A 21299-nucleotide genomic window follows, 5' to 3' on the forward strand; every position below is an offset into this window, starting at 1 on the left:
ACTCGCCGAGGTAAAAGCTTGCGGAGAGTAGCACCGAGGCGCGACAAATCGCCGCGCAAGAAGTCAATTTTTATCAATTTATGCAGATTTTTTGCTTTTTACGCAAAAACTCAAAAGACCTCATCTATTGCGTGATAGATGGTGTCGATACAACTGCCAATCCGCGGCACGGCGCAGCTGCGGGGAACCGCTCGAACCTATTCCGATCCAAGCTCGAGCCAATCCCTGTTCAGCGCCTCAAGCAGGCGCCTGGGCATAGCGGCATGACGCTATAATCGGCAGTCTTCTGCACACCGCCATTCCAGCTCTCGAAACCAAGGACCCGTCCATGAAAGCGCTAGGCAAGATTCTGGGCCTTTTCTTTCTCGGCTTGCTGCTGATCATAGTGGCGCTGCTGTTCGCCCTGACTCATCTGTTCGATCCCAACGACTACAAGGACGAGATCCGCCAGATCGCCCGCGACAAGGCCAACCTCGAGCTGCAGCTCAGGGGCGACATCGGCTGGAGCCTGTTCCCCTGGCTGGGCCTGGAACTGACCGACGCCACCCTGGCCAGCGCCGACACACCGGACAAGCCCTTCGCCGACCTGCGCATGATTGGCCTGTCAGTGCGCGTGATGCCGCTGCTGCGCAAGGAAGTGCAGATGAGCGACATCCGCGTCGACGGCCTCAATCTCAATCTGCAGCGTGACGACAAAGGCCATGGCAACTGGGAAGGCGTTGGTCGCCCCGCTCAGGCCAGCGCGCCACAGCAAACACCCAGCGAGCCGGCGCCGAGCGAAGAAACGCCGCCGAGCCAGCAGAGTGACAAACCGGCCGGCCAACCGCTCAAGCTGGATATCGACAGCCTGACCCTGAGCAACTCGCGCATCGACTACAGCGACGCGCAGAAAGGCCAGCAATTCACCGTCGAGAATATCGAGCTGAAAACCGGCGCCATCCGCGAAGGCGCCAGTATCCCGGTCAAGCTCAGTGCCTTCTTCGGCACCAACCAGCCAGTGCTGCGCGCACGCAGCGAGGTTGAAGGCCAGCTGCGTTTCGACCGCGCGCTCAAACGCTACCAGTTCGAAGACCTGAAACTGGCTGGCGAAGCCTCGGGCGAGCCGCTCAAGGGCAAGACCCTGAATTTCTCCGCCCAGGGCCAACTGCTGGTCGACCTGGCCGCCAACGTCGCCGAGTGGAATGGCCTCAAGCTCTCCGCCAACCAATTGCGCGCCCTTGGCGAGATCAAGGCGCGCGAACTGGACAAGGACGCGAAGATCTCCGGCGGGCTGTCCATCGCCTCGCTCAACCTGCGCGAGTTCCTCGACGGTATCGGCGTCGAACTGCCGGCCATGCAGGCCAGCGATAGCCTCAGCCAGTTCGAACTGGTCACCCGCCTGAACGGTTCGAGCCAGGGCATGATGTTCGAAGAGCTCAATCTCAAGCTCGACGGCAGCACCTTCACCGGCAACCTCGGCGTGAGCGACTTCGCCAAGCAGGCCCTGCGCGCCGATCTCAAGGGTGACAAGCTCGACCTGAACCGCTACCTGCCGCCCAAAAGCCAAGACAGCGCCGCTGCAGCGCGCAAGGCCGAGGTCAAGGACAGCATCGCCGGCGCCGGCAAGGACGGCTCCACCCCACTGCCCAACAAACCAACCCAGCAGGCCTGGAGCGACGACAAAGTGCTGCCGATGGATCAGTTGCGCAAACTCGACCTGCAACTGGCGCTCAGCCTCGCCCAGCTCACCTACGACAAGCATCAGTTCAGCGACGTCAATCTCAAGGCCAATGGCCGTGGCGGCCTGATCACGGTGGAAGAGGCGCGCGGCAAACTGCAAGGCGGCAGCTTCGTCAGCAGCGGTCGCATCGATGTGCGTCAGGCCGAGCCGATGCTCAGCCTGGAACAACGCCTCAGCCGCATGCCGCTGGAACCGCTGCTGAAGAAGGATGACCAGCCCTCGCCGATCAAGGGCCAGCTCGACCTCGACGCCAAGTTCAACACCCGCGGCAACAGCCAGAAGGCCTGGATCGAAGCGCTCAATGGCAATGCCAGTTTCGTCCTCAACGACGGCGTGCTGGTCGACGCCAACCTCGAACAACAACTGTGCCGCGGCATCGCCACCCTCAACCGCAAGGCGCTGAGTAACCCGCCAACCGGCAAGGACACCCCCTTCCGCGAACTCAAGGGCAGCCTCAGCGTGCGCGACGGCGTCGCCCACAACCCCGACCTCAAGGCCCAGGTGCCGGGCCTGGCGGTCAGCGGCAACGGTGACCTCGACCTGCGCGTGCTCGGCCTCGACTACAAGGTCGGCATCACCCTGGAAGGCGACCAACGCGAAATGCCGGACCCGGCCTGCCAGGTCAACGAGCGCTACGTCGGCATCGAATGGCCGCTGCGCTGCCGCGGCCCACTGGAACTCGGCGCCAAGGCTTGCCGCCTGGATCAGGACGGCCTCGGCAAGATCGCCGCGCGCCTGGCCGGCAACAAGCTGACCGAGAAGCTGGAAGAGAAACTCGGCGACAAGGTCAGCCCGGATCTGAAGGACGCACTCAAGGGCCTGTTCAACCGATGAGCCCCGAGCAGTTCAACGGCGCCGTGCTGGCCTGGTACGACCAGCACGGGCGCAAGGATCTGCCCTGGCAGCAGAACATCACGCCGTATCGCGTCTGGGTGTCGGAAATCATGCTGCAGCAGACCCAGGTCAGCACCGTGCTCGGCTACTTCGACCGCTTCATGACCGCCCTGCCGACCGTGAAGGACCTGGCCGAAGCTCCCGAGGATGAAGTGCTGCATCTGTGGACCGGCCTGGGTTACTACACCCGCGCGCGCAACCTGCAGAAGACCGCGCAGATCGTCATGCGCGAGCATGGCGGCGAGTTCCCCCGCAGCGTCGATGCCCTTAGCGAACTGCCGGGCATCGGCCGCTCCACCGCCGGCGCCATCGCCAGCCTGAGCATGGGCGTACGCGCGCCGATCCTCGACGGCAACGTCAAGCGCGTACTGGCGCGCTACGTGGCACAGGAGGGATATCCCGGCGAGCCGAAAGTGGCCAAGCAGCTGTGGGACATCGCCGAGCGCCTCACCCCGCACGAACGGGTCGGCCACTACACCCAGGCGATGATGGACCTCGGCGCCACCCTCTGCACCCGCAGCAAACCCACCTGCCTGCTGTGCCCGGTGCGCAGCGGCTGCCAGGCGCACCTGCTCGGCCTGGAAATTCGCTACCCGATACCCAAGCCACGCAAGACGCTGCCGCAGAAGCGCACCCTGATGCCGCTGCTGGTCAACGCAGCCGGCGACATCCTGCTCTATCGCCGTCCCTCGACCGGGCTGTGGGGCGGGCTGTGGAGCCTGCCGGAGCTGGACGATCTGGCACAGCTCGACGACCTCGCCGGGCAGCAACGACTAAGCCTCGGCGAGCGCCGCGAACTGGAAGGCCTGACCCACACCTTCAGCCACTTCCAACTGGCCATCGAACCCTGGCTGATCGAGGCCACCGAGCAACCCGGCCGCGTGGCCGAGGCCGACTGGCTCTGGTATAACCTCGCCACCCCGCCGCGCCTGGGGCTTGCCGCCCCGGTAAAGAAGCTTCTGAAACGCGCAGCGCAAGCCATTACCGCTGGAGAACCGACATGACCCGCACCGTACAGTGCCGCAAATACAAACAGGAACTGCCCGGCCTGGATCGCGCACCCTACCCCGGCCCCAAGGGTGAAGACATCTTCGCCAACGTCTCCAAGCAGGCCTGGGACGAGTGGCAGAAGCACCAGACCATGCTGATCAACGAGCGTCGCCTGAACATGATGAACGCCGAGGATCGCAAGTTTCTGCAGACCGAGATGGACAAGTTCCTCTCCGGCGAGGAATACGCCCAAGCCGAAGGCTACGTGCCGCCAAGCGAGTGACGACACCCGTGGGAAGGGCTTCAGCCGCGACAACCGCCGCACATCCATGCGCGCAGACCCGGCTCGCCCTCCCCGTTTTCCGCGCTCACGAACCTAAGCGCCCGAAATAATTAAATATTTTTCAAACCTGCGCTTGACACTGACCCTTCAAATCCGTCTAATAGCGCCCCGTTGGCCCAGGTAGCTCAGTCGGTAGAGCAGGGGATTGAAAATCCCCGTGTCGGCGGTTCGATTCCGTCCCTGGGCACCATCTTTAGTTTTCAGGCAATGCCTAAATCGCCTGAAAGCCCCGAAAAACCGGCCTCTGAGCCGGTTTTTTATTGCCTGCAATTCCCTACCCCACCCTTGTAAGCCCAAAGTTTTGGGGGCATTGTTGGGGGCATCGCCGGTTCGGTCATGAATCATGCCCCTACGAAGGTGCCCCAATGCCCCGCAAAGTCACGCCATTGACCGATTCGGCCATCAAGGCCGCCAAAGCGCAGGACAAGCCCTATAAGCTCACCGATGGCCAGGGGCTGTACCTGCACCACTGATATACGACAAAGAGCCTCAGCCATGTGCTGGGGCTTTTTGCTTTCTGCATCCGGCACTTTCTCCGTGCCATTGTTTCGCCTGCGCGACAACCATCTGCAGCCAGGCGACACCCTGACCATAGAGCAAGCCACAGCCCAGCAAACGGCTTGGCGGTCACGGCAACGCATGCTAGCTTGGCCGCCAGCCAGGACGGCCCGCCGTACGCCGGAGTGCATTCGTAGAAGAAGAGGACCCCACCCCATGGCCGAGGCCACGCCAGCGCTGGAAATTCGCAACCTGCACAAACGCTACGGCGATCTCGAAGTGCTCAAGGGCATCTCCCTGACGGCCAAAGACGGCGATGTGATTTCCATCCTCGGCTCCTCCGGCTCCGGCAAGTCCACCTTCCTGCGCTGCATCAACCTGCTGGAAAATCCGCATCAGGGTCAGATTTTCGTCGCTGGCGAAGAGCTCAAGCTCAAGTCAGCGAAGAACGGCGAGCTGGTTGCCGCCGACAACAAGCAGATCAATCGCCTGCGCAGCGAGATCGGCTTCGTCTTCCAGAATTTCAATCTGTGGCCGCACATGAGCGTGCTCGACAACATCATCGAGGCGCCGCGTCGCGTGCTCGGCCAGAGCAAGGCCGAGGCCATCGAAGTGGCCGAGGCGCTGCTGGCCAAGGTCGGTATCGCCGACAAACGCCACGTTTACCCCAACCAGCTTTCCGGCGGCCAGCAACAGCGCGCAGCCATTGCCCGCACCCTGGCCATGCAACCGAAGGTGATCCTGTTCGATGAGCCGACTTCGGCCCTCGACCCAGAGATGGTACAAGAAGTGCTTAATGTGATTCGCGCGCTTGCCGATGAGGGTCGCACCATGCTGCTGGTTACCCATGAAATGAGTTTCGCTCGACAAGTATCCAGCGAGGTGGTGTTCCTCCACCAGGGTCTGGTCGAGGAACAGGGGGCACCCGCCCAGGTGTTCGACAACCCGAACTCGGCACGCTGTAAACAATTCATGTCCAGCAATCGCTAACACGGAGCAACATGCATGCAGAACTATAAGAAGATCCTGCTGGCCGCGGCCGCTACCCTGGCTTTCGGCACCAGCGCTGTCGCAGCTGACAAACTGAAACTCGGCACCGAAGGCGCCTACCCGCCCTTCAACCTGATCGATGCTAGCGGCAAGGTCACTGGTTTCGATATCGAAATCGGCCAGGCACTGTGCGCCAAGATGCAGGCAGAGTGCGAAGTGGTGACCTCTGACTGGGATGGCATCATCCCGGCCCTGAACGCCAAGAAGTTCGATTTCCTGATCGCCTCGATGTCGATCACCGAAGAGCGTCAGGCCGCGGTCGACTTCACCGAGCCGTACTACACCAACAAGCTGCAGTTCATCGCACCGAAGTCGGCTGACTTCAAGACTGACGAAGCCAGCCTCAAGGGCAAAGTGATCGGCGCCCAGCGCGCGACCATCGCCGGTACCTGGTTGGAAGATAACCTGGGCAAAGTGGTCGACATCAAGCTGTACGACACCCAGGAAAACGCCTACCTCGACCTGGCCTCGGGCCGTCTCGATGGCGTTCTGGCCGACACCTTCGTCAACTGGGAATGGCTCAAGAGCGACGCCGGCAAGGACTTCGAATTCAAGGGCGACCCGGTGTTCGACAACGACAAGATCGGTATCGCCGTACGCAAGGGCGACCCACTGCGCGAGAAGCTGAACGCTGCTCTGCAAGCCATCGTCGAAGACGGCACCTACAAGCAGATCAACGACAAGTACTTCCCGTTCAGCATCTACTGATGACCTGAAGGTACCGCGCCGCCCATTGGGCGGCGCAGTTACCCGAGCCCTCCGATGATTTTTGACCTCCACGGATTCGGCCCCGCCCTGGCCGCCGGCACCCTGATGACCATCAAACTGGCGCTGTCCGCGCTGGCTGTAGGTCTGGTGCTCGGCCTGCTCGGTGCGCTGGCCAAGACTTCGCCGTACAAGCCGCTGCAGTGGCTCGGCGGCAGCTATTCCACCCTGGTGCGGGGCATCCCCGAACTGCTTTGGGTACTGCTGATCTATTTCGGCACGGTCGGCCTGATGCGTAGCCTGGCTGATCTGCTTGGCGTCGAGAGCCTCGAGCTTTCCGCCTTCGCTGCGGGCACCATCGCCCTTGGCCTGTGTTTCGGCGCCTACGCCACCGAGGTGTTCCGGGGCGCGATCCTGGCGATTCCCAAGGGCCACCGCGAAGCCGGCATGGCGCTGGGCATGTCCAAGGCACGTATTCTCTGGAAGCTGATTCTGCCGCAGATGTGGCGCATCGCCCTGCCCGGCCTGGGCAACCTGTTCATGATTCTGATGAAGGACACCGCCCTTGTGTCGGTGATCGGCCTGGAAGAAATCATGCGCCGCTCGCAGATCGCCGTGACCGCCAGCAAGGAACCCTTCACCTTCTATATGGTCGCTGCCTTCATCTATCTGGGCCTGACCGTGCTCGCCATGATCGGCCTGCATTTCCTCGAGAAGCGCGCCAGCCGTGGCTTCGTGCGGAGCGCCTCATGAGAAAGAACGCTGCCATCATCGCCTGGCTCGCAGCCGGCCTGCTCGTCGCCTATGGACTCTGGTCGAGCCTCTCCAGCCTCAACTGGGCGGTCATCATCAAATGGCTACCGCGCCTGTCCGAGGGCGCCCTGCTGACACTGGAGCTGGTAGGCATCGCCGTCGTCGCCGGACTGATCCTGGCGCTGCCCATGGGTATCGCCCGTGCGTCCAAGCACTGGTACGTGCGCGCCCTACCTTACGGTTACATCTTCTTCTTCCGTGGCACACCGCTGCTGGTGCAACTGTTTCTGGTCTACTACGGCCTGGCGCAGTTCGATGCCGTGCGCCAGGGCCCGCTGTGGCCTTATCTGCGCGACCCTTACTGGTGCGCCGTCATCACCATGACCCTGCATACCGCCGCCTATATCGCCGAGATTCTGCGTGGCGCCATCCAGGCCGTACCACCTGGAGAAGTTGAGGCGGCGCGCGCACTGGGCATGTCGCGGGCCAAGACCATGTTCTACATCGTCCTGCCGCGCGCCGCGCGCATCGGCCTGCCAGCCTACAGCAACGAAGTGATCCTGATGCTCAAGGCCAGCGCCCTGGCCAGCACCGTGACGCTGCTGGAGCTGACCGGCATGGCACGTACCATCATCGCGCGCACCTACCTGCCGGTGGAGATCTTCTTCGCCGCCGGCCTGTTCTACTTGGTCATCGCCTTCGTCCTGGTGCGCGCCTTCCGTCTGCTGGAACGCTGGCTGCGCGTCGACGCCTGCCAGGGTCGCTGAGCCAACCGGGCTGTCTGCACAGACAGCCCGAGTTGCCAGCCGCATAAACCAGCATGCCCGCCACCTTCCTGACCTCAGACGATCTGCTGACGCGCTTCCAGGCGCTGGACGAGTTCTTACTCCAGCACCAGGCGCTCTGGCGACCACGCCCCTTCCATCATCTGCACCTGCCCTGGGAGGCTGAAGTACCCGAGCTTGCCGCCTGGCTGCGCCGCCGTTCGCTGGAACAGGCCGAGACCACTGATCCCTTCGCACTGGCGGCACCGGCGCCCTTCCCTGAGCTGGCCTCCCAGGCGCAGACGCTCAGTACAATCGGTGAGTTGCCGGGAGGCGATCCTGTGCAACGCGCGCACACCCTGAGCGTCGATGTCCCCGGTAGAAAGCTGGCGCAGATTCAGGCCTTCGCCAGCCGCCTGCAGTTTCAGCAACGCCCCACACACTGGCTCGACTGGTGCGCCGGCAAGGGTCACCTGGGCCGCTGGCTGACCGAGATCGATCAGCGCCTGACCTGCCTGGAATACGACCCGGCGCTGATCGAATCCGGCAGCGCACTCAGTAAACGCCTGGAACTGAACGCCACCCACATCCAACAGGATGTACTGGCCGATGATTGCAACGAACGCCTGACGCCAGAACACACCCCGGTGGCCCTGCACGCCTGCGGTGACCTGCATGTGCGCTTGCTGCAACTGGCCAGCCACAACGACTGCCCGCAACTGGCAGTCGCACCCTGCTGCTACAACCGCATCGCCGGCCTGCACTACCAGCCGCTTTCATCTGTCGCGCAAGCGTCAGGGCTGCAGCTATCCCGCGACGACCTCAGCCTGCCGCTGAGCGAAACCGTCACTGCCGGCGCGCGCGTACGCCGGCAGCGCGACCAGTCGATGGCCTGGCGCCTGGCCTTCGACCTGCTACAGCGCCAGCTACGCCGCCTCGATGAATACCTGCCGACGCCTTCACTGCCCAGCGACTGGTTCAGCAAACCCTTCGCCCGCTTCTGCCACGATCTCGCCGCGCTGCGCGGCGTACCTTCGCCCGGCGAACAGAACTGGCTGGAGCTGGAAGCACGCGGCTGGCAACGCCTGGCCGAAGTGCGCAATCTGGAGTTGCTGCGCAACCTGTTCCGCCGCCCATTGGAACTCTGGCTACTGCTCGACCGCGCCCTGTATCTGCAGGAACAGGGCTACCGCGTGAAGCTGGGCACCTTCTGCGAATACCGCCTGAGCCCACGCAACCTGCTGCTGCTGGCAGAGCGCAGCTGAGTTGCGCACAGAAGCTGTGGATAACTCTGTTGATCCTTTCTGGGCAAATGCTGCAAAGCCACTTGGGAATTGCCCCGTAGACATCTGATCATTTTTCGATCAAAGACTGAAGTGGCATTAAAAACAATGACTTGCGAAAAATCGTGATCCAGCGCACAGAACCAGTGCGCAGCTATCGAGCACGCCTTCTCTTTGTGCATAAGCCAAAAGCTGCTGATAGCCGAGCCTGAAAAAACCTGGCTTTACTCAGGCTGACGAATGGATATAATGGCGCGCCTCAGATGCCGGTATAGCTCAGTTGGTAGAGCAACTGACTTGTAATCAGTAGGTCCCGAGTTCGACTCTTGGTGCCGGCACCATCTAGTATTAAAGGCCTGCTTTCATGCAGGCCTTTTTTATTTTTGCACTGCCCAACTCTGCAGCATGTTCATTGCACTTACCGCATTCGGAGCGTGGGTATGGCGAAGATTACATCTTGAGGTTATGAGCAGATGCGCATTCTTATTACCGGCGGTGCCGGCTTCATCGGTTCGGCGCTAATCCGCCATCTGATCCATCATACCGGGCATGAGGTGCTCAACCTCGACAAGCTGACCTACGCCGGCAACCTGGAGTCGCTCGCGCCGGTGGCCGATAGTCCGCGCTATCGCTTCGTTCACGCCGATATCGCTGACAGCGAACGAGTCGCCGCAAGCCTGGCCGAGTTTCAGCCCGACGCCATCATGCACCTGGCTGCCGAATCCCACGTCGACCGTTCCATCGATGGCCCGGCTGCGTTTATCCAGACCAATATCGTCGGCACCTACAGCCTGCTGGAAAGCACCCGCGCCTATTGGCTTGGCCTGAGTGCCGAGCGCAAGGCGGCGTTTCGCTTTCATCACATCTCCACCGACGAGGTGTACGGCGATCTGCATGGTGTCGATGACCTGTTCAGCGAGACCACGTCCTACGCACCCAGCTCACCTTACTCGGCGAGCAAGGCGGCGTCCGATCATCTGGTGCGTGCCTGGCAGCGCACCTATGGCCTGCCGGTGTTGATCACCAACTGCTCGAACAACTACGGCCCCTATCATTTTCCCGAGAAGCTGATCCCGCTGATGATCCTCAATGCCTTGGCGGGCAAACCGCTACCGGTGTATGGCAACGGGCAGCAGGTACGCGACTGGCTGTACGTGGAGGATCACGCGCGTGCTCTGCTGCAGGTGGTTACCAACGGTAAGGTCGGCGAAACCTACAACATCGGCGGGCACAACGAGCAGAAGAATCTCGATGTGGTGAAAGCCATCTGCGCGCTACTGGAAGAGCTGGCACCCGAGAAACCAGCGGGTATCGGCCGTTACGAAGACCTCATCACCTATGTGCAGGATCGCCCAGGCCATGACCTGCGCTACGCTATCGACGCCGGCAAGATCGAACGCGAGCTGGGCTGGGTACCGCAAGAGACCTTCGCAACAGGCCTGCGCAAGACGGTGCAGTGGTACCTGGATAACCTCGACTGGTGCCGCCGCGTGCAGGATGGCAGTTATCAGGGTCAGCGACTCGGCGCCCTCTAAGGAGCAGTTTAATGAAAGGCATCATCCTCGCCGGTGGCTCCGGCACTCGCCTGCACCCCATTACCCTCGGCGTGTCCAAGCAACTGCTGCCGATCTACGACAAGCCGATGATCTACTACCCGCTGTCGGTACTGATGCTGGCCGGCATTCGCGAGATCCTGATCATCTCCACCCCCGAAGACCTGCCCAACTTCCGCAAGATGCTCGGCAACGGCAGTCAGTTCGGCATCGACCTGCAGTATGCCGAGCAACCTTCTCCCGACGGTCTGGCGCAAGCCTTCCTGATCGGCGAGTCGTTCATCGCTGACGACTCGGTGTGCCTGATCCTCGGCGACAACATTTTCCACGGCCAGCATTTCACCGAGAAGCTGTTGCGCGCTGCCAGCCAGTCGAGCGGCGCCACGGTATTCGGTTACTGGGTGAGCGATCCCGAGCGTTTCGGGGTGGTGGAGTTCGATGCCGCCGGTAACGCATTGTCGATCGAGGAGAAGCCGGCGCAACCCAAGTCCAGCTTTGCCGTGACCGGCCTGTATTTCTACGACAACGACGTGGTGCAGATCGCCAAGGCGGTCAAGCCCTCGCCACGCGGCGAGCTGGAAATCACCGATGTGAACAATGCCTATCTGGCCCGTGGCGACCTGCGCGTGGAGCGTTTCGGCCGCGGCTTCGCCTGGCTCGACACCGGCACTCACGACAGCCTGCTGGATGCCTCGCATTACGTGCAGACGGTAGAAAAACGCCAGGGTCTGAAGGTCGCCTGCCTGGAAGAGATCGCCTATCAGCAGGGCTGGATCGACCGTGAACAACTGCTCGCCAGCGCCAAGGCGCTGGGCAAGACCGGCTACGGCAATTACCTGTACAAGCTTGCCGAGGAACTGCCATGAAGGTGATTACCACTGCATTGCCGGAAGTGCTGATTCTCGAGCCCCAGGTATTCGGCGACGAGCGCGGCTTCTTCTATGAAAGCTTCAACGCCCGGCGCTTTGCCGAGGTCACTGGCCTGACCCGCGAATTCGTCCAAGACAACCACTCGCGCTCTGCGCGCGGTGTGCTGCGTGGCCTGCACTATCAACTGCAGCAGGCCCAAGGCAAGCTGGTGCGCGTCAGCGCCGGCGAGGTCTATGACGTGGCCGTGGACGTGCGCCGCAGCTCAGCCAACTTTGGCAAATGGGTCGGTGTGCATCTATCCGCCGAGAACAAGCGCCAACTATGGGTGCCAGAAGGTTTCGCCCATGGTTTCCTGGTACTCAGCGAATACGCCGAGTTCCTCTACAAGACCACCGACTACTACGCCCCGACTCATGAGCGCTGTATCCGCTGGGATGACGCACAACTAGCCATCGATTGGCCGCTCGACGGTCTGACACCGCAACTCTCGGCCAAGGACCAGCTGGGCCTGAGCCTTACAGAAGCCGAGACCTTCCCATGAAGATTCTGATCAGCGGCCATACCGGCCAGGTCGCGCGTGAACTTCAACTGGCCCTGAGCAAACACGAGCTGGTCAGCCTCGGCCGCCAGGCATTCGACCTGTCGCACCCGGACAGCCTGCGCGAAACCATTCTGCGCGAGCGCCCGGCGCTGGTGATCAATGCCGCTGCCTATACCGCCGTCGACCAGGCCGAGCAGGAGCCTGAGCTGGCCTTCGCCATCAACGCAGAGGCGCCTGGCGTGATGGCCGACGCCTGTTTCGAGCTGGATATCCCGCTGATCCACTACTCCACCGACTATGTCTTCGACGGCAGCAAGGCCACACCCTACCGCGAGGCCGATACGCCATGCCCGCTGAGCGTCTACGGCGCCAGCAAGGCAGCGGGTGAACAGGCGCTGCGCATCAGCGGTTGCGACCACCTGATCCTGCGTACCAGTTGGGTCTACTCGCAGTACGGGCGCAACTTCCTCTTGACCATGCAGCGCCTGCTGCAGGAGCGCGAGGAGCTCAGCGTGGTCGATGACCAGATCGGCGCACCGACCTGGGCCGGCAGCATCGCCAGCGCCACTGCCGAGCTGATCGATAAATGGCAGCAGGGTCGCCATCACTGGGGCACCTACCACCTCACCTGCCAGGGCGAAACCAGCTGGTTCGGTTTTGCCAGCGCCATCGCCGAGCACCTGCGCGCGGCCGGCAGGCCTTGCGCCAGGCTGCGCCCCATCCCCAGCAGCGACTACCCGACGCCGGCGCAACGCCCGCTCAATTCACGCCTGGACGGCGAACGCCTGGAGCAGGCCTGGCAGATTCGCCTGCCGGACTGGCGCACGGCGCTGGACGCCTGCCTGCAACGCATGAACTGATGTTAGCGGCCGGCGCCCATCACCGGCTGCACACTTAACGTGCATAATGCGCCGATCCTTTCTGCACGGTTTGCCATGAGCACGAACACTGCCACTCCCCGTCGCCTGCGCTGGCGCAGCCTCGTGCTGCTGGCGCTGCTGCTTGCGCCACTGCTGTGGCCGGTGCATTTCCTGGCCGAGCGTTACTACCGCGAAGTGCTGATCGAACAGAACCGGCAAACCCTTGACCTGTACGTCGCCAACCTGCTCGGTACGCTGCGTCGTTACGAGGTGCTGCCGCAGATTCTCGGTGATCTTCCAGGTGTACGCGCAGCCCTTCACGCGTCCGAAGACCCTGCCGCACTGGACACCGCCAATCGCCTGCTGGCGCGCATCAAGCGGCAGACCGGTGCCGACGTGATCTACCTGATGAATAATCGCGGCGCCACCCTGGCTGCCTCCAACTGGGACAAGCCCGACAGCTTCGTTGCCGGCAACTTCGCCTTCCGCCCCTATTTCCGCGAAGCCCTGGCCGGCCGCCTGGGCCGCTTCTTCGGCCTCGGCACCACATCCGGCAAGCGCGGCTACTACTTCGCCTACCCGGTGCGCGAGGACGATCACAACATCGGCGCACTGGTGGTCAAGGTCGACCTCGATCACACCGAAACGCTGTGGGGCAACACGCCGGAACAGTTACTGGTGACCGACACCAATGGCGTGGTGATTCTCACCTCGCGCCCGGACTGGCGCTTTCATGCCAGCCGCCCACTGGACCGCGTCGAACAGTCCGCCATCGCCAGCAATCAGCCCTACCCGACCCAGGCGCCACCCCGCCTGGATCTCGACCCAAACGCCTGGCTGACACAAAGTCGTGTTCTGGACGAAACCGGCTGGACGGTGAGCATTCTCGCCCCGCGTATCCTCCTCGACCGCCCCGTGCGCAGCGCCGTGGCCGTGGGCGCGGCAGCCTTGCTGGCGCTGCTGTTGCTGCTCGGCCTGTTGATTTTGCGCCGTCGCCATTACCTCGAACGCATCGCCCTCGACGCCCGCGCCAAGGCCGAACTGGAACAACGCGTGGCCGAACGCACGCAGGATCTGGAGCTGCTCAACAGCCGCCTCAAGCAGGAAGTGCTCGAACGCGAGCAGGCCCAGCAGGAACTGGTGCGCGCTCAGGACGAACTGGTTCAGGCCGGCAAACTGTCGGCGCTCGGCACCATGAGCGCCAGCATCAGCCACGAACTCAATCAACCGCTGGGGGCGATCCGCAGTTACGCCGAAAATGCCAGCACCCTGCTCGATCACCAGCGCAACGACGATGCTCGTGCCAACCTCAAGCTGATCAGCGAGCTGACCGAACGCATGGCCTCGATCATTGCCCATCTGCGCGCATTCGCCCGCCGCGACCGCCATGCGCCGGAGCGCGTCGCCCTGCAACCGGCGCTGGACGATGCCCTGGCCCTGCTGGCCAAGCGCCGCCGGGCCATGGACGTAGAACTGATTCGCGACCTGCCGGATGCCACCCTCTGGGTTCAGGCCGGTGAGACACGCCTGCGCCAGGTGCTCGGCAATCTGCTTGGCAACGCACTCGATGCGCTGGTCGCCAAGGCGCCACCACGACGTATCTGGATCAGCCTCGAACATCAAGCCGAGCACCTCGACCTGCTGCTGCGCGACAACGGTCCCGGTTTCTCGGCCGAATCCCTGGCACGCGCACGTGAGCCCTTCTTCACCACCAAGACCAGCGCCCAGGGCCTGGGGCTTGGCCTGGCCATCTGCGACAGCCTGATCCGTGCACTGGACGGCGAACTACTGCTGGCCAATCATCCCGAGGGTGGCGCACTGATCACCCTACGCCTGCGCCTGGCCGCTCCCGGCGTCAACCTGCAACCTTCCGAGGATCCTTCGCCATGACCAGCGACAGCGCCATCGACAGCCGCATTCAGGTACTGCTGATCGACGACGACGCCCATCTGCGCCAGGCGCTCAGCCAAACGCTCGACCTGGCCGGGCTCAAGGTGCTCAGCCTGGGCGATGCGCAGGGCCTGGCCGCACGCATTCCGGCAGGCTGGCCGGGCGTGGTGGTCAGCGACATCCGCATGCCCGGCATCGACGGCCTGCAACTGCTGGAGCAATTGCGCGAGCGTGATACCGAGTTGCCGGTGCTGCTGATTACCGGCCACGGCGACGTGCCGCTGGCCGTACAGGCCATGCGTGCCGGCGCCTACGACTTCCTGGAGAAGCCCTTCGCCAACGACGACCTGCTCGACAGCGTACACCGCGCCCTGGAGCTGCGCCGTCTGGTGCTGGATAACCGCAGCCTGCGCATGGCACTCAACGACCGCCAGCAACTGTCCAGCCGCCTGGTGGGCCAGTCGCCTGCCATGCAACGCCTGCGCGAACAGATCGGTGCGCTCGCCGGCATCGCCACCGATGTGCTGATCCTTGGCGAGACCGGTGCCGGCAAAGAGGTCGTCGCCCGCGCCCTGCACGATCTTTCCAGTCGTCGCGACGGCCCCTTCGTCGCCATCAACGCTGGCGCACTGGCCGAATCGGTGGTGGAAAGCGAGCTGTTCGGCCACGAGGCCGGCGCCTTCACCGGCGCGCAGAAACGCCGTATCGGCAAGTTCGAGTTCGCCAACGGCGGCACCCTGTTCCTCGACGAGATCGAGAGCATGAGCCTGGACGTGCAGGTCAAGCTGCTACGCCTGCTGCAGGAGCGCGTGGTCGAACGCCTGGGTGGCAACCAGCTGATCCCGCTGGATATCCGCGTCATCGCCGCGACCAAGGAAGATTTGCGCCAGGCCGCCGATGCCGGCCGCTTCCGCGCCGACCTGTACTACCGCCTCAACGTCGCACCGCTGTCCATTCCAGCGCTGCGCGAACGCGGCGAAGATGCCCTGCTGCTGTTCCAGCATTTCGCCGAGTCGGCGGCCGCCCGCCATGCCCTGCCGCCACGCGAACTGCAGCCAGGGCAGCGCGCTTTGCTGCTGCGTCACCCCTGGCCGGGCAACGTGCGCGAACTGCAGAACGCCGCCGAGCGCTTTGCGTTGGGCCTGGAGCTGGCACTCGACAGCAACGCGCCTAGTCTGCCGCCGGTCAATGGCGGGCTCAGCGAACAGGTCGAAGCCTTCGAGCGTGCCCTCATCGCCGCCGAACTGAGCCGCCCACATGGTTCACTGCGCAGCCTGGCCGAAGCCCTGGGCGTACCGCGCAAGACCCTGCACGACAAACTGCGCAAACATGGCCTGACCTTCTCCGGCGCTGGCGGAAGCTCGCCAGAGGACTTCGACTGACTGGCGGCAAACCGCCAGCCCCATCGATAAAGACCGCCCCACAGCGGGCCCGGCCATCCTCAGACCAAGCACCGCCAAAGCCCGCAGCCACGGGCTTTTCATTGATGCATGGCATTCGCCCGCAAAAGACTGGCACAAGGGTTGCTCTAGACTTCCGTCAAGCGAACCCACAAGTACAAGTCCAGGCCTCGCGAATGCCTCCGGCGTTTTTCTCCAAGCCGCCTAGACTTGCTCTTGTCCGTTCGTTAGCAGCGCCACTGGCGCCAATGCGATAAACACAACAAGAGGAAGCATCCGCATGTTCAAACTGACTGCCAAGGCGCTGGCTTGCGCCCTGTCCCTGTCCATCGCTGGCGTGGTTCACGCTGCCGACCCGATCGTCATTAAGTTCTCCCACGTGGTTGCCGAGCACACCCCGAAAGGTCAGGGCGCCGTGCTGTTCAAGCAACTGGCTGAAGAGCGTCTGGGCGACAGGGTCAAGGTCGAGGTCTACCCGAACTCCTCGCTGTTCGGCGACGGCAAGGAAATGGAAGCGCTGCTGCTCGGTGACGTGCAGATGATCGCCCCGTCCCTGGCCAAGTTCGAGCATTACACCAAGCAACTGCAGGTATTCGACCTGCCGTTCCTGTTCGACGACATGGCAGCAGTTGATCGCTTCCAGAACAGCCCTGAAGGCCAGAAACTGCTGACCTCCATGACCGACAAGGGCATCACCGGCCTGGCCTACTGGCACAACGGCCTGAAGCAGCTGTCGGCCAACAAGGCGCTGCTGGAGCCGAAGGACGCCCGTGGCCTGAAGTTCCGCGTACAGGCTTCCGCCGTACTGGAAGAGCAGTTCAAGGCCGTGCGCGCCAACCCGCGCAAGATGAGCTTCGCCGAGGTCTATCAGGGCCTGCAGACTGGCGTGGTCAACGGTGCCGAGAACCCCTACTCGAACATCTACAGCCAGAAGATGCACGAAGTGCAGAAGTACATCACCGAGTCCAACCATGGTCTGCTGGACTACATGCTGATCACCAACACCAAGTTCTGGGAAGGCCTGCCGGCTGACGTACGCGACGAGCTGAACAAGATCATCGCCGAGGTCACCGTCGAGGTGAACAAACAGGCTGACGCCCTCAACGAAGGCGACAAGCAGCGCATCCTGGAAGCCGGCACCACCGAAATCCTGACCCTGACTCCTGAGCAGCGCGGCCAATGGCGCGACGCCATGCAGCCGGTATGGCAGAAGTTCGAAGGCGAGATCGGTGCCGACCTGATCAAGGCCGCGCAAGCCGCTAACCAGCAATAAGGCCGGAGAGCCGGGTGGGCAGGGTGCAATTGCCCTGCTCCACCACGACGCCCGCAAAGGGCATCGAAACATGCAGCAACCGGTGAGCCGGCCCTCGGTTCGCCTTACGCCCTTTCCATTCGGGAGAACCGACCATGAACGCCTTGCGGCGCGTCTGGGAGCACTTCGAGGAAGGCTTCATCGCTTTTCTCCTGGCGGCCATGACGCTGATCACATTCGTCTACGTGATCCTCAACAACTTCTACACCCTGTTCTATTGGCTGGGTGACGCCTTTGGCGGCAACGAGTTTCTGCTCGGTATCGGCGACGCCATTCTCGACATGGCCCAGGCGATGACCTGGAGCAACGCCCTGACCAAGGCCATGTTCGGCTGGTTGATCTTCTTCGGCCTGGCCTATGGCGTACGTACCGCCGGCCACATCGGCGTCGATGCCCTGGTCAAGCTGGCCCCACGCGGTGTACAGCGCGTCATCGGCATCATCGCCTGCTCGGCCTGCCTGGGCTACGCCGGCCTCATCGCGGTCGGCAGCTACGACTGGGTCAGCACCCTGTTCAAGGCCGGCATCGGTGCCGAGGACCTCGGTCACTACGGCATCCAGCAATGGCACATCGGCATGATCGTGCCGTTCGGTTACGCCATGGTGTTCATCCGCTTCCTGGAAATCCTCGTGCGTATTCTGCGTGACCAGCAGACCGGCCTCGGCCTGGCGGATGAAGCCGCTGACGCCCTGAAAATCAATGAGCATGAGGAGCCCAAGCAATGACCGTTCTGTTCCTCTTCCTGCTGCTGTTTTTGCTGATGTTCATCGGCGTGCCGATTGCAGCCTCGCTCGGCCTGGCCGGCTCGATCACCATCATGCTGTTCAGCCCTGACTCGGTGCGCTCGCTGGCGATCAAGCTGTTCGAGACCTCCGAACACTACACCCTGCTGGCCATTCCGTTCTTCCTGCTGTCCGGTGCCTTCATGACCACCGGCGGCGTGGCCAAGCGCCTGATCGACTTCGCCAACGCCTGCGTCGGCCACATCCGTGGTGGCCTGGCCATCGGTGCGGTACTGGCGTGCATGCTGTTCGCCGCCCTGTCCGGCTCCTCGCCGGCGACCGTGGCTGCGGTCGGCTCCATCGCCATCGCCGGCATGGTGCGCTCCGGTTACCCGCAGGCCTTCGGCGCCGGCATCGTGTGTAACGCCGGTACTCTTGGCATCCTGATTCCGCCGTCGATCGTGATGGTGGTGTACGCTGCCGCCACCGAGCAGTCGGTAGGCAAGCTGTTCATGGCGGGCGTCATCCCCGGCATCATGCTCGGCCTGGTGTTGATGATCGCGATCTACATCGTCGCACGCATCAAGAAGCTGCCAGCCCTGCCACGCGCCAGCTTCCGCGAGTGGCTGCGCGCCGCGCGTGAAGCGTTCTGGGGCCTGCTGCTGATGGTGATCATCCTCGGCGGTATCTACAGCGGCATGTTCACCCCGACCGAGGCTGCGGCCGTGGCGGCAGTGTACGCCGGCTTCGTCGCCCTGTTCGTGTACAAGGACCTGAAAATCCGCGAGTGCCCGAAGGTGCTGCTGGAGTCCGGCAAGCTGACCATCATGCTGATGTTCATCATCGCCAACGCCATGCTCTTCGCTCACGTACTGACCACCGAGCAGATCCCGCAGACCATTACCGCCTGGGTGGTGGATCTGGGCCTGCAGCCCTGGCAGTTCCTGCTGGTGGTGAATATCGTGCTGCTGGTGGCCGGTGCCTTCATGGAGCCGTCGGCGATCATCCTGATCCTGGCCCCGATCCTGTTCCCGATCGCCATGCAACTGGGCATCGACCCGATCCACCTGGGCATCATCATGGTGGTGAACATGGAAATCGGTCTGATCACACCACCCGTGGGGCTGAACCTGTTCGTCACCTCGGCGGTGACAGGTATGCCGCTGACGGCAGTGATCCGCGCGGCGATGCCATGGCTGATGCTGCTACTCAGCTTCCTGGTGATCATTACCTACGTGCCTGCCGTGTCGCTCGGCTTGCCGAACATGCTCGGCATGTAAGGGTTCAAACCTACGCTGTTTGGTACTCCATGTACCCACTCTGCCCGGCCTTTGTGCCGGGCTTTTTTTGCGCGAAATAATCTGATGAAAACTACTGTAGCCATTTGAGTGCGTGCACATTTCCACAGCAGTGCACACAAGCGCCTGTGGTCACGTAAAGTCACGCTCGATATCGCCAAGGAAACCGTCACATGATCAAGCGCAGCCTGAAATCCATCGTCACCACCTGGTTTACAGGCCTGTTGTCGTTGCTGCCACTGGTTCTGACTCTGGCATTGCTGGCCTGGATATTCAGCCTACTCAATCGCCTGGTCGGCCCCTCGACCCTGATCGGCCAGTTGTCTGCCGCCCTCGGCCAACCGTTTTCCAGCAACAGTTACCTGGCCTATCTACTGGGTTGCCTGGTGCTGCTGGCCAGCCTCTATCCACTGGGCCTGGCCGTGCAACTGGGCCTGCGCCGGCCCCTGTCCTGGCTGCTCGACCGCACCCTGCGGCGCACGCCGCTGATCGGCAACTTCTATAACCTGGCTGATCGTTTCGTTGGCTTGCTGGACAAGAGCAAGAACCCGGACATCACCACCATGGCGCCGGTCTGGTGTTTCTTCGGCGGTGACGGCGCAGCCGTACTGGCCCTGCGCCCAAGCTCGGAGACGGTGGAACTGGAAGGCCGTGCCTACTGCGCCATTCTCATTCCCACCGCGCCGATTCCGGTGGGCGGCGGCCTGCTCTACGTACCGCAAGAGTGGATCCGCGCCGCCGACATGGGGGTGGATCAGCTGACCAGCATCTACGTATCCATGGGCCTTACGCCACCTGGCAAGCGCAACGCAGAGCAGTCACCTGCGCTGGTGATCAAGCCTTAGGCAAGCGGCAAGCTGGTGGTGGACTTGATCTCCGACAGCGCGACGATGGAGTTCACCTCCTGGATACCCGGCACCAGCGACAGCTTCTCGAAGAAGAAGCGCTCATACGCCTCGATATCGCGGGTGACGATGCGCAGCATGAAATCCACCGCGCCCATCAGTACATGGCACTCCAGCACCTCGGGAAACTCGCGCATGGCCTCGGCGAACTCGGTCAGGTTGGAACGCCCATGGGCGTTGAGCTTGACCTGAGCGAACACCTGCGTGTGCAGGCCGATGCGCTTGCGATCGAGCAGGGTGACCTGTTTGCGAATCACCCCCTCCTCCTTGAGGCGCTGGATACGGCGCCAGCAGGGCGACTGTGACAAACCAATGCGCTCGGCGATCTCGGCGGTGGACAAGCCGGCGTCCTCCTGCAGCAGGGCAAGAATACGTTGATCGTAGGCATCCAAAGCAATGGACATAAATAATCTCCAATACTCACAATTCAAGGCAAGCTTATCCATTAAACATGGATTAACACAGCGAACCAGGCAAACCTTTTGCCGAAATAAGGCGGAAAATTAGGCAAAATCTGCCCGAGTTATCGCCATGCCTGATACCACCCCGTTTCCGTCCGCCCATTCCCGACGCGATCCCTGGCAGGATCGCCCTGACGCCTGCGTTGAGTACCAGCTGCGCACCGATGCCGAAGCCGATGTCATGTGCCGCCTGCTCGGCCTGTTCGCCCAGTTGCAGTTGTTACCCGACGCCCTGCACATGCAGCGCCTGCAGGACGACCTGCATATCAGCCTGCGTCTGTCTGGCCTGTCGCTGCATCGCGCCGGCGTGCTGGCGCAGAAACTGCGCAGCCTGGTCTGCGTATGGGAGGTGACCTGGCAACACCTGGATCACAGCCTGGTCACGGAGGTGGCCTGAAGCGGCGACTCAATCACGCATGGGCCTTCGCCCTTGTGCTGCTTTTCGGGCATCCTAGCCAGGCTGCAAGGCCGTTGAAAAACGGCCTGC

Annotated in this window: 20 protein-coding genes and 2 tRNA genes; 21 read left to right on the forward strand and 1 reads right to left on the reverse strand. The window is 62.6% G+C overall.

Translation table 11 applies throughout. The features are described 5' to 3' along the window. Positions 1-328 precede the first annotated feature (328 nt). The 20 genes from J7655_RS20250 to J7655_RS20345 all read left to right on the forward strand — a co-directional run bounded on the left by J7655_RS20250 (position 329) and on the right by J7655_RS20345 (position 20291). On the forward strand, positions 329-2554 hold the full coding sequence (locus J7655_RS20250; RefSeq protein WP_230925943.1) for an AsmA family protein: 2226 nt from the start codon (positions 329-331) through the stop codon (positions 2552-2554). Next, positions 2551-3618, forward strand: coding sequence for an A/G-specific adenine glycosylase (gene mutY / locus J7655_RS20255; RefSeq protein ID WP_230925944.1), 1068 nt, complete (start codon positions 2551-2553; stop codon positions 3616-3618). Before J7655_RS20250 ends, mutY begins: the two co-directional genes overlap by 4 nt. Next, complete coding sequence (locus J7655_RS20260; protein ID WP_003464177.1) at positions 3615-3887, forward strand: oxidative damage protection protein; 273 nt, start codon at positions 3615-3617, stop codon at positions 3885-3887. Before mutY ends, J7655_RS20260 begins: the two co-directional genes overlap by 4 nt. A gap of 174 nt (positions 3888-4061) precedes the next feature. Next, positions 4062-4137, forward strand: a tRNA-Phe gene (locus J7655_RS20265). 524 nt (positions 4138-4661) lie between these two features. Next, positions 4662-5435 (forward strand): ABC transporter ATP-binding protein, encoded by a 774-nt coding sequence (locus J7655_RS20270; protein ID WP_230925945.1) that lies wholly within the window; start codon positions 4662-4664, stop codon positions 5433-5435. Positions 5436-5450: 15 nt separating this feature from the next. Continuing rightward, positions 5451-6203, forward strand: a complete 753-nt coding sequence (locus J7655_RS20275) for an ABC transporter substrate-binding protein (RefSeq protein WP_147812328.1) — start codon at positions 5451-5453, stop codon at positions 6201-6203. Between the two features lie 54 nt (positions 6204-6257). Next, positions 6258-6953 (forward strand): ABC transporter permease, encoded by a 696-nt coding sequence (locus tag J7655_RS20280; protein ID WP_230925946.1) that lies wholly within the window; start codon positions 6258-6260, stop codon positions 6951-6953. Next, positions 6950-7720, forward strand: coding sequence for an ABC transporter permease (locus J7655_RS20285; RefSeq protein ID WP_230925947.1), 771 nt, complete (start codon positions 6950-6952; stop codon positions 7718-7720). Before J7655_RS20280 ends, J7655_RS20285 begins: the two co-directional genes overlap by 4 nt. A gap of 53 nt (positions 7721-7773) precedes the next feature. Next, positions 7774-8982: a methyltransferase gene (locus J7655_RS20290; protein WP_230925948.1), complete on the forward strand. Its 1209-nt coding sequence runs from the start codon at positions 7774-7776 to the stop codon at positions 8980-8982. 283 nt (positions 8983-9265) lie between these two features. After that, positions 9266-9341, forward strand: a tRNA-Thr gene (locus J7655_RS20295). Between the two features lie 132 nt (positions 9342-9473). Further along, a complete protein-coding gene (rfbB, locus tag J7655_RS20300) occupies positions 9474-10535 on the forward strand; it encodes a dTDP-glucose 4,6-dehydratase (protein ID WP_230925949.1) in 1062 nt (353 codons plus the stop codon). Between the two features lie 11 nt (positions 10536-10546). Next, positions 10547-11419, forward strand: coding sequence for a glucose-1-phosphate thymidylyltransferase RfbA (rfbA, locus tag J7655_RS20305; RefSeq protein ID WP_230925950.1), 873 nt, complete (start codon positions 10547-10549; stop codon positions 11417-11419). Beyond that, the gene (gene rfbC / locus J7655_RS20310) at positions 11416-11964 is read left to right on the forward strand and encodes a dTDP-4-dehydrorhamnose 3,5-epimerase (RefSeq protein ID WP_230925951.1); all 549 of its coding nucleotides are present in this window, start codon (positions 11416-11418) and stop codon (positions 11962-11964) included. The genes rfbA and rfbC overlap by 4 nt, the downstream gene beginning before the upstream one ends. Continuing rightward, positions 11961-12824 (forward strand): dTDP-4-dehydrorhamnose reductase, encoded by an 864-nt coding sequence (gene rfbD / locus J7655_RS20315; protein ID WP_230925952.1) that lies wholly within the window; start codon positions 11961-11963, stop codon positions 12822-12824. Before rfbC ends, rfbD begins: the two co-directional genes overlap by 4 nt. 75 nt (positions 12825-12899) lie before the next feature. Continuing rightward, the gene (locus J7655_RS20320; protein ID WP_230925953.1) at positions 12900-14714 is read left to right on the forward strand and encodes a sensor histidine kinase; all 1815 of its coding nucleotides are present in this window, start codon (positions 12900-12902) and stop codon (positions 14712-14714) included. Beyond that, positions 14711-16096, forward strand: a complete 1386-nt coding sequence (locus J7655_RS20325) for a sigma-54-dependent transcriptional regulator (protein WP_230925954.1) — start codon at positions 14711-14713, stop codon at positions 16094-16096. Before J7655_RS20320 ends, J7655_RS20325 begins: the two co-directional genes overlap by 4 nt. Positions 16097-16394: 298 nt before the next feature. Further along, the gene (dctP, locus tag J7655_RS20330; protein ID WP_230925955.1) at positions 16395-17387 is read left to right on the forward strand and encodes a C4-dicarboxylate TRAP substrate-binding protein DctP; all 993 of its coding nucleotides are present in this window, start codon (positions 16395-16397) and stop codon (positions 17385-17387) included. A 134-nt stretch (positions 17388-17521) separates the two neighbouring features. After that, entirely contained in the window at positions 17522-18151 is a 630-nt protein-coding gene (locus J7655_RS20335; protein ID WP_230925956.1) for a TRAP transporter small permease, read from the forward strand. Beyond that, positions 18148-19428, forward strand: a complete 1281-nt coding sequence (gene dctM / locus J7655_RS20340) for a C4-dicarboxylate TRAP transporter large permease protein DctM (RefSeq protein WP_230925957.1) — start codon at positions 18148-18150, stop codon at positions 19426-19428. The genes J7655_RS20335 and dctM overlap by 4 nt, the downstream gene beginning before the upstream one ends. Before the next feature lie 191 nt (positions 19429-19619). Then, positions 19620-20291, forward strand: a complete 672-nt coding sequence (locus J7655_RS20345; protein ID WP_230925958.1) for a DUF502 domain-containing protein — start codon at positions 19620-19622, stop codon at positions 20289-20291. On the opposite strand, the gene J7655_RS20350 is transcribed toward J7655_RS20345, so the two are convergent. Beyond that, entirely contained in the window at positions 20288-20755 is a 468-nt protein-coding gene (locus J7655_RS20350; RefSeq protein ID WP_003464367.1) for an Lrp/AsnC family transcriptional regulator, read from the reverse strand. The two genes, J7655_RS20345 and J7655_RS20350, sit on opposite strands and share 4 nt — an antisense overlap. 127 nt (positions 20756-20882) lie before the next feature. Here J7655_RS20350 and J7655_RS20355 point away from each other — a divergent pair, with 127 nt between their 5' ends. Next, a complete protein-coding gene (locus J7655_RS20355; RefSeq protein ID WP_230925959.1) occupies positions 20883-21209 on the forward strand; it encodes a hypothetical protein in 327 nt (108 codons plus the stop codon). The last annotated feature ends 90 nt before the right edge of the window (positions 21210-21299 follow it).

The organism is Pseudomonas wenzhouensis, from assembly GCF_021029445.1.
Classification (GTDB): domain Bacteria; phylum Pseudomonadota; class Gammaproteobacteria; order Pseudomonadales; family Pseudomonadaceae; genus Aquipseudomonas; species Aquipseudomonas wenzhouensis.

Excerpts from the sequence above, each read along its gene's own strand:
- J7655_RS20350 (WP_003464367.1), bottom strand. The coding sequence starts at position 20,755 with ATGTCCATTGCTTTGGATGCCTACGATCAACGTATTCTTGCCCTGCTG.
- dctM (WP_230925957.1), top strand. The coding sequence starts at position 18,148 with ATGACCGTTCTGTTCCTCTTCCTGCTGCTGTTTTTGCTGATGTTCATC.
- mutY (WP_230925944.1), top strand. The coding sequence starts at position 2,551 with ATGAGCCCCGAGCAGTTCAACGGCGCCGTGCTGGCCTGGTACGACCAG.
- J7655_RS20275 (WP_147812328.1), top strand. The coding sequence starts at position 5,451 with ATGCAGAACTATAAGAAGATCCTGCTGGCCGCGGCCGCTACCCTGGCT.
- J7655_RS20320 (WP_230925953.1), top strand. The coding sequence starts at position 12,900 with ATGAGCACGAACACTGCCACTCCCCGTCGCCTGCGCTGGCGCAGCCTC.
- J7655_RS20325 (WP_230925954.1), top strand. The coding sequence starts at position 14,711 with ATGACCAGCGACAGCGCCATCGACAGCCGCATTCAGGTACTGCTGATC.
- J7655_RS20280 (WP_230925946.1), top strand. The coding sequence starts at position 6,258 with ATGATTTTTGACCTCCACGGATTCGGCCCCGCCCTGGCCGCCGGCACC.
- J7655_RS20345 (WP_230925958.1), top strand. The coding sequence starts at position 19,620 with ATGATCAAGCGCAGCCTGAAATCCATCGTCACCACCTGGTTTACAGGC.
- J7655_RS20355 (WP_230925959.1), top strand. The coding sequence starts at position 20,883 with ATGCCTGATACCACCCCGTTTCCGTCCGCCCATTCCCGACGCGATCCC.
- J7655_RS20335 (WP_230925956.1), top strand. The coding sequence starts at position 17,522 with ATGAACGCCTTGCGGCGCGTCTGGGAGCACTTCGAGGAAGGCTTCATC.
- rfbD (WP_230925952.1), top strand. The coding sequence starts at position 11,961 with ATGAAGATTCTGATCAGCGGCCATACCGGCCAGGTCGCGCGTGAACTT.
- dctP (WP_230925955.1), top strand. The coding sequence starts at position 16,395 with ATGTTCAAACTGACTGCCAAGGCGCTGGCTTGCGCCCTGTCCCTGTCC.
- rfbC (WP_230925951.1), top strand. The coding sequence starts at position 11,416 with ATGAAGGTGATTACCACTGCATTGCCGGAAGTGCTGATTCTCGAGCCC.
- J7655_RS20270 (WP_230925945.1), top strand. The coding sequence starts at position 4,662 with ATGGCCGAGGCCACGCCAGCGCTGGAAATTCGCAACCTGCACAAACGC.
- J7655_RS20250 (WP_230925943.1), top strand. The coding sequence starts at position 329 with ATGAAAGCGCTAGGCAAGATTCTGGGCCTTTTCTTTCTCGGCTTGCTG.
- J7655_RS20260 (WP_003464177.1), top strand. The coding sequence starts at position 3,615 with ATGACCCGCACCGTACAGTGCCGCAAATACAAACAGGAACTGCCCGGC.
- J7655_RS20290 (WP_230925948.1), top strand. The coding sequence starts at position 7,774 with ATGCCCGCCACCTTCCTGACCTCAGACGATCTGCTGACGCGCTTCCAG.
- rfbB (WP_230925949.1), top strand. The coding sequence starts at position 9,474 with ATGCGCATTCTTATTACCGGCGGTGCCGGCTTCATCGGTTCGGCGCTA.
- rfbA (WP_230925950.1), top strand. The coding sequence starts at position 10,547 with ATGAAAGGCATCATCCTCGCCGGTGGCTCCGGCACTCGCCTGCACCCC.
- J7655_RS20285 (WP_230925947.1), top strand. The coding sequence starts at position 6,950 with ATGAGAAAGAACGCTGCCATCATCGCCTGGCTCGCAGCCGGCCTGCTC.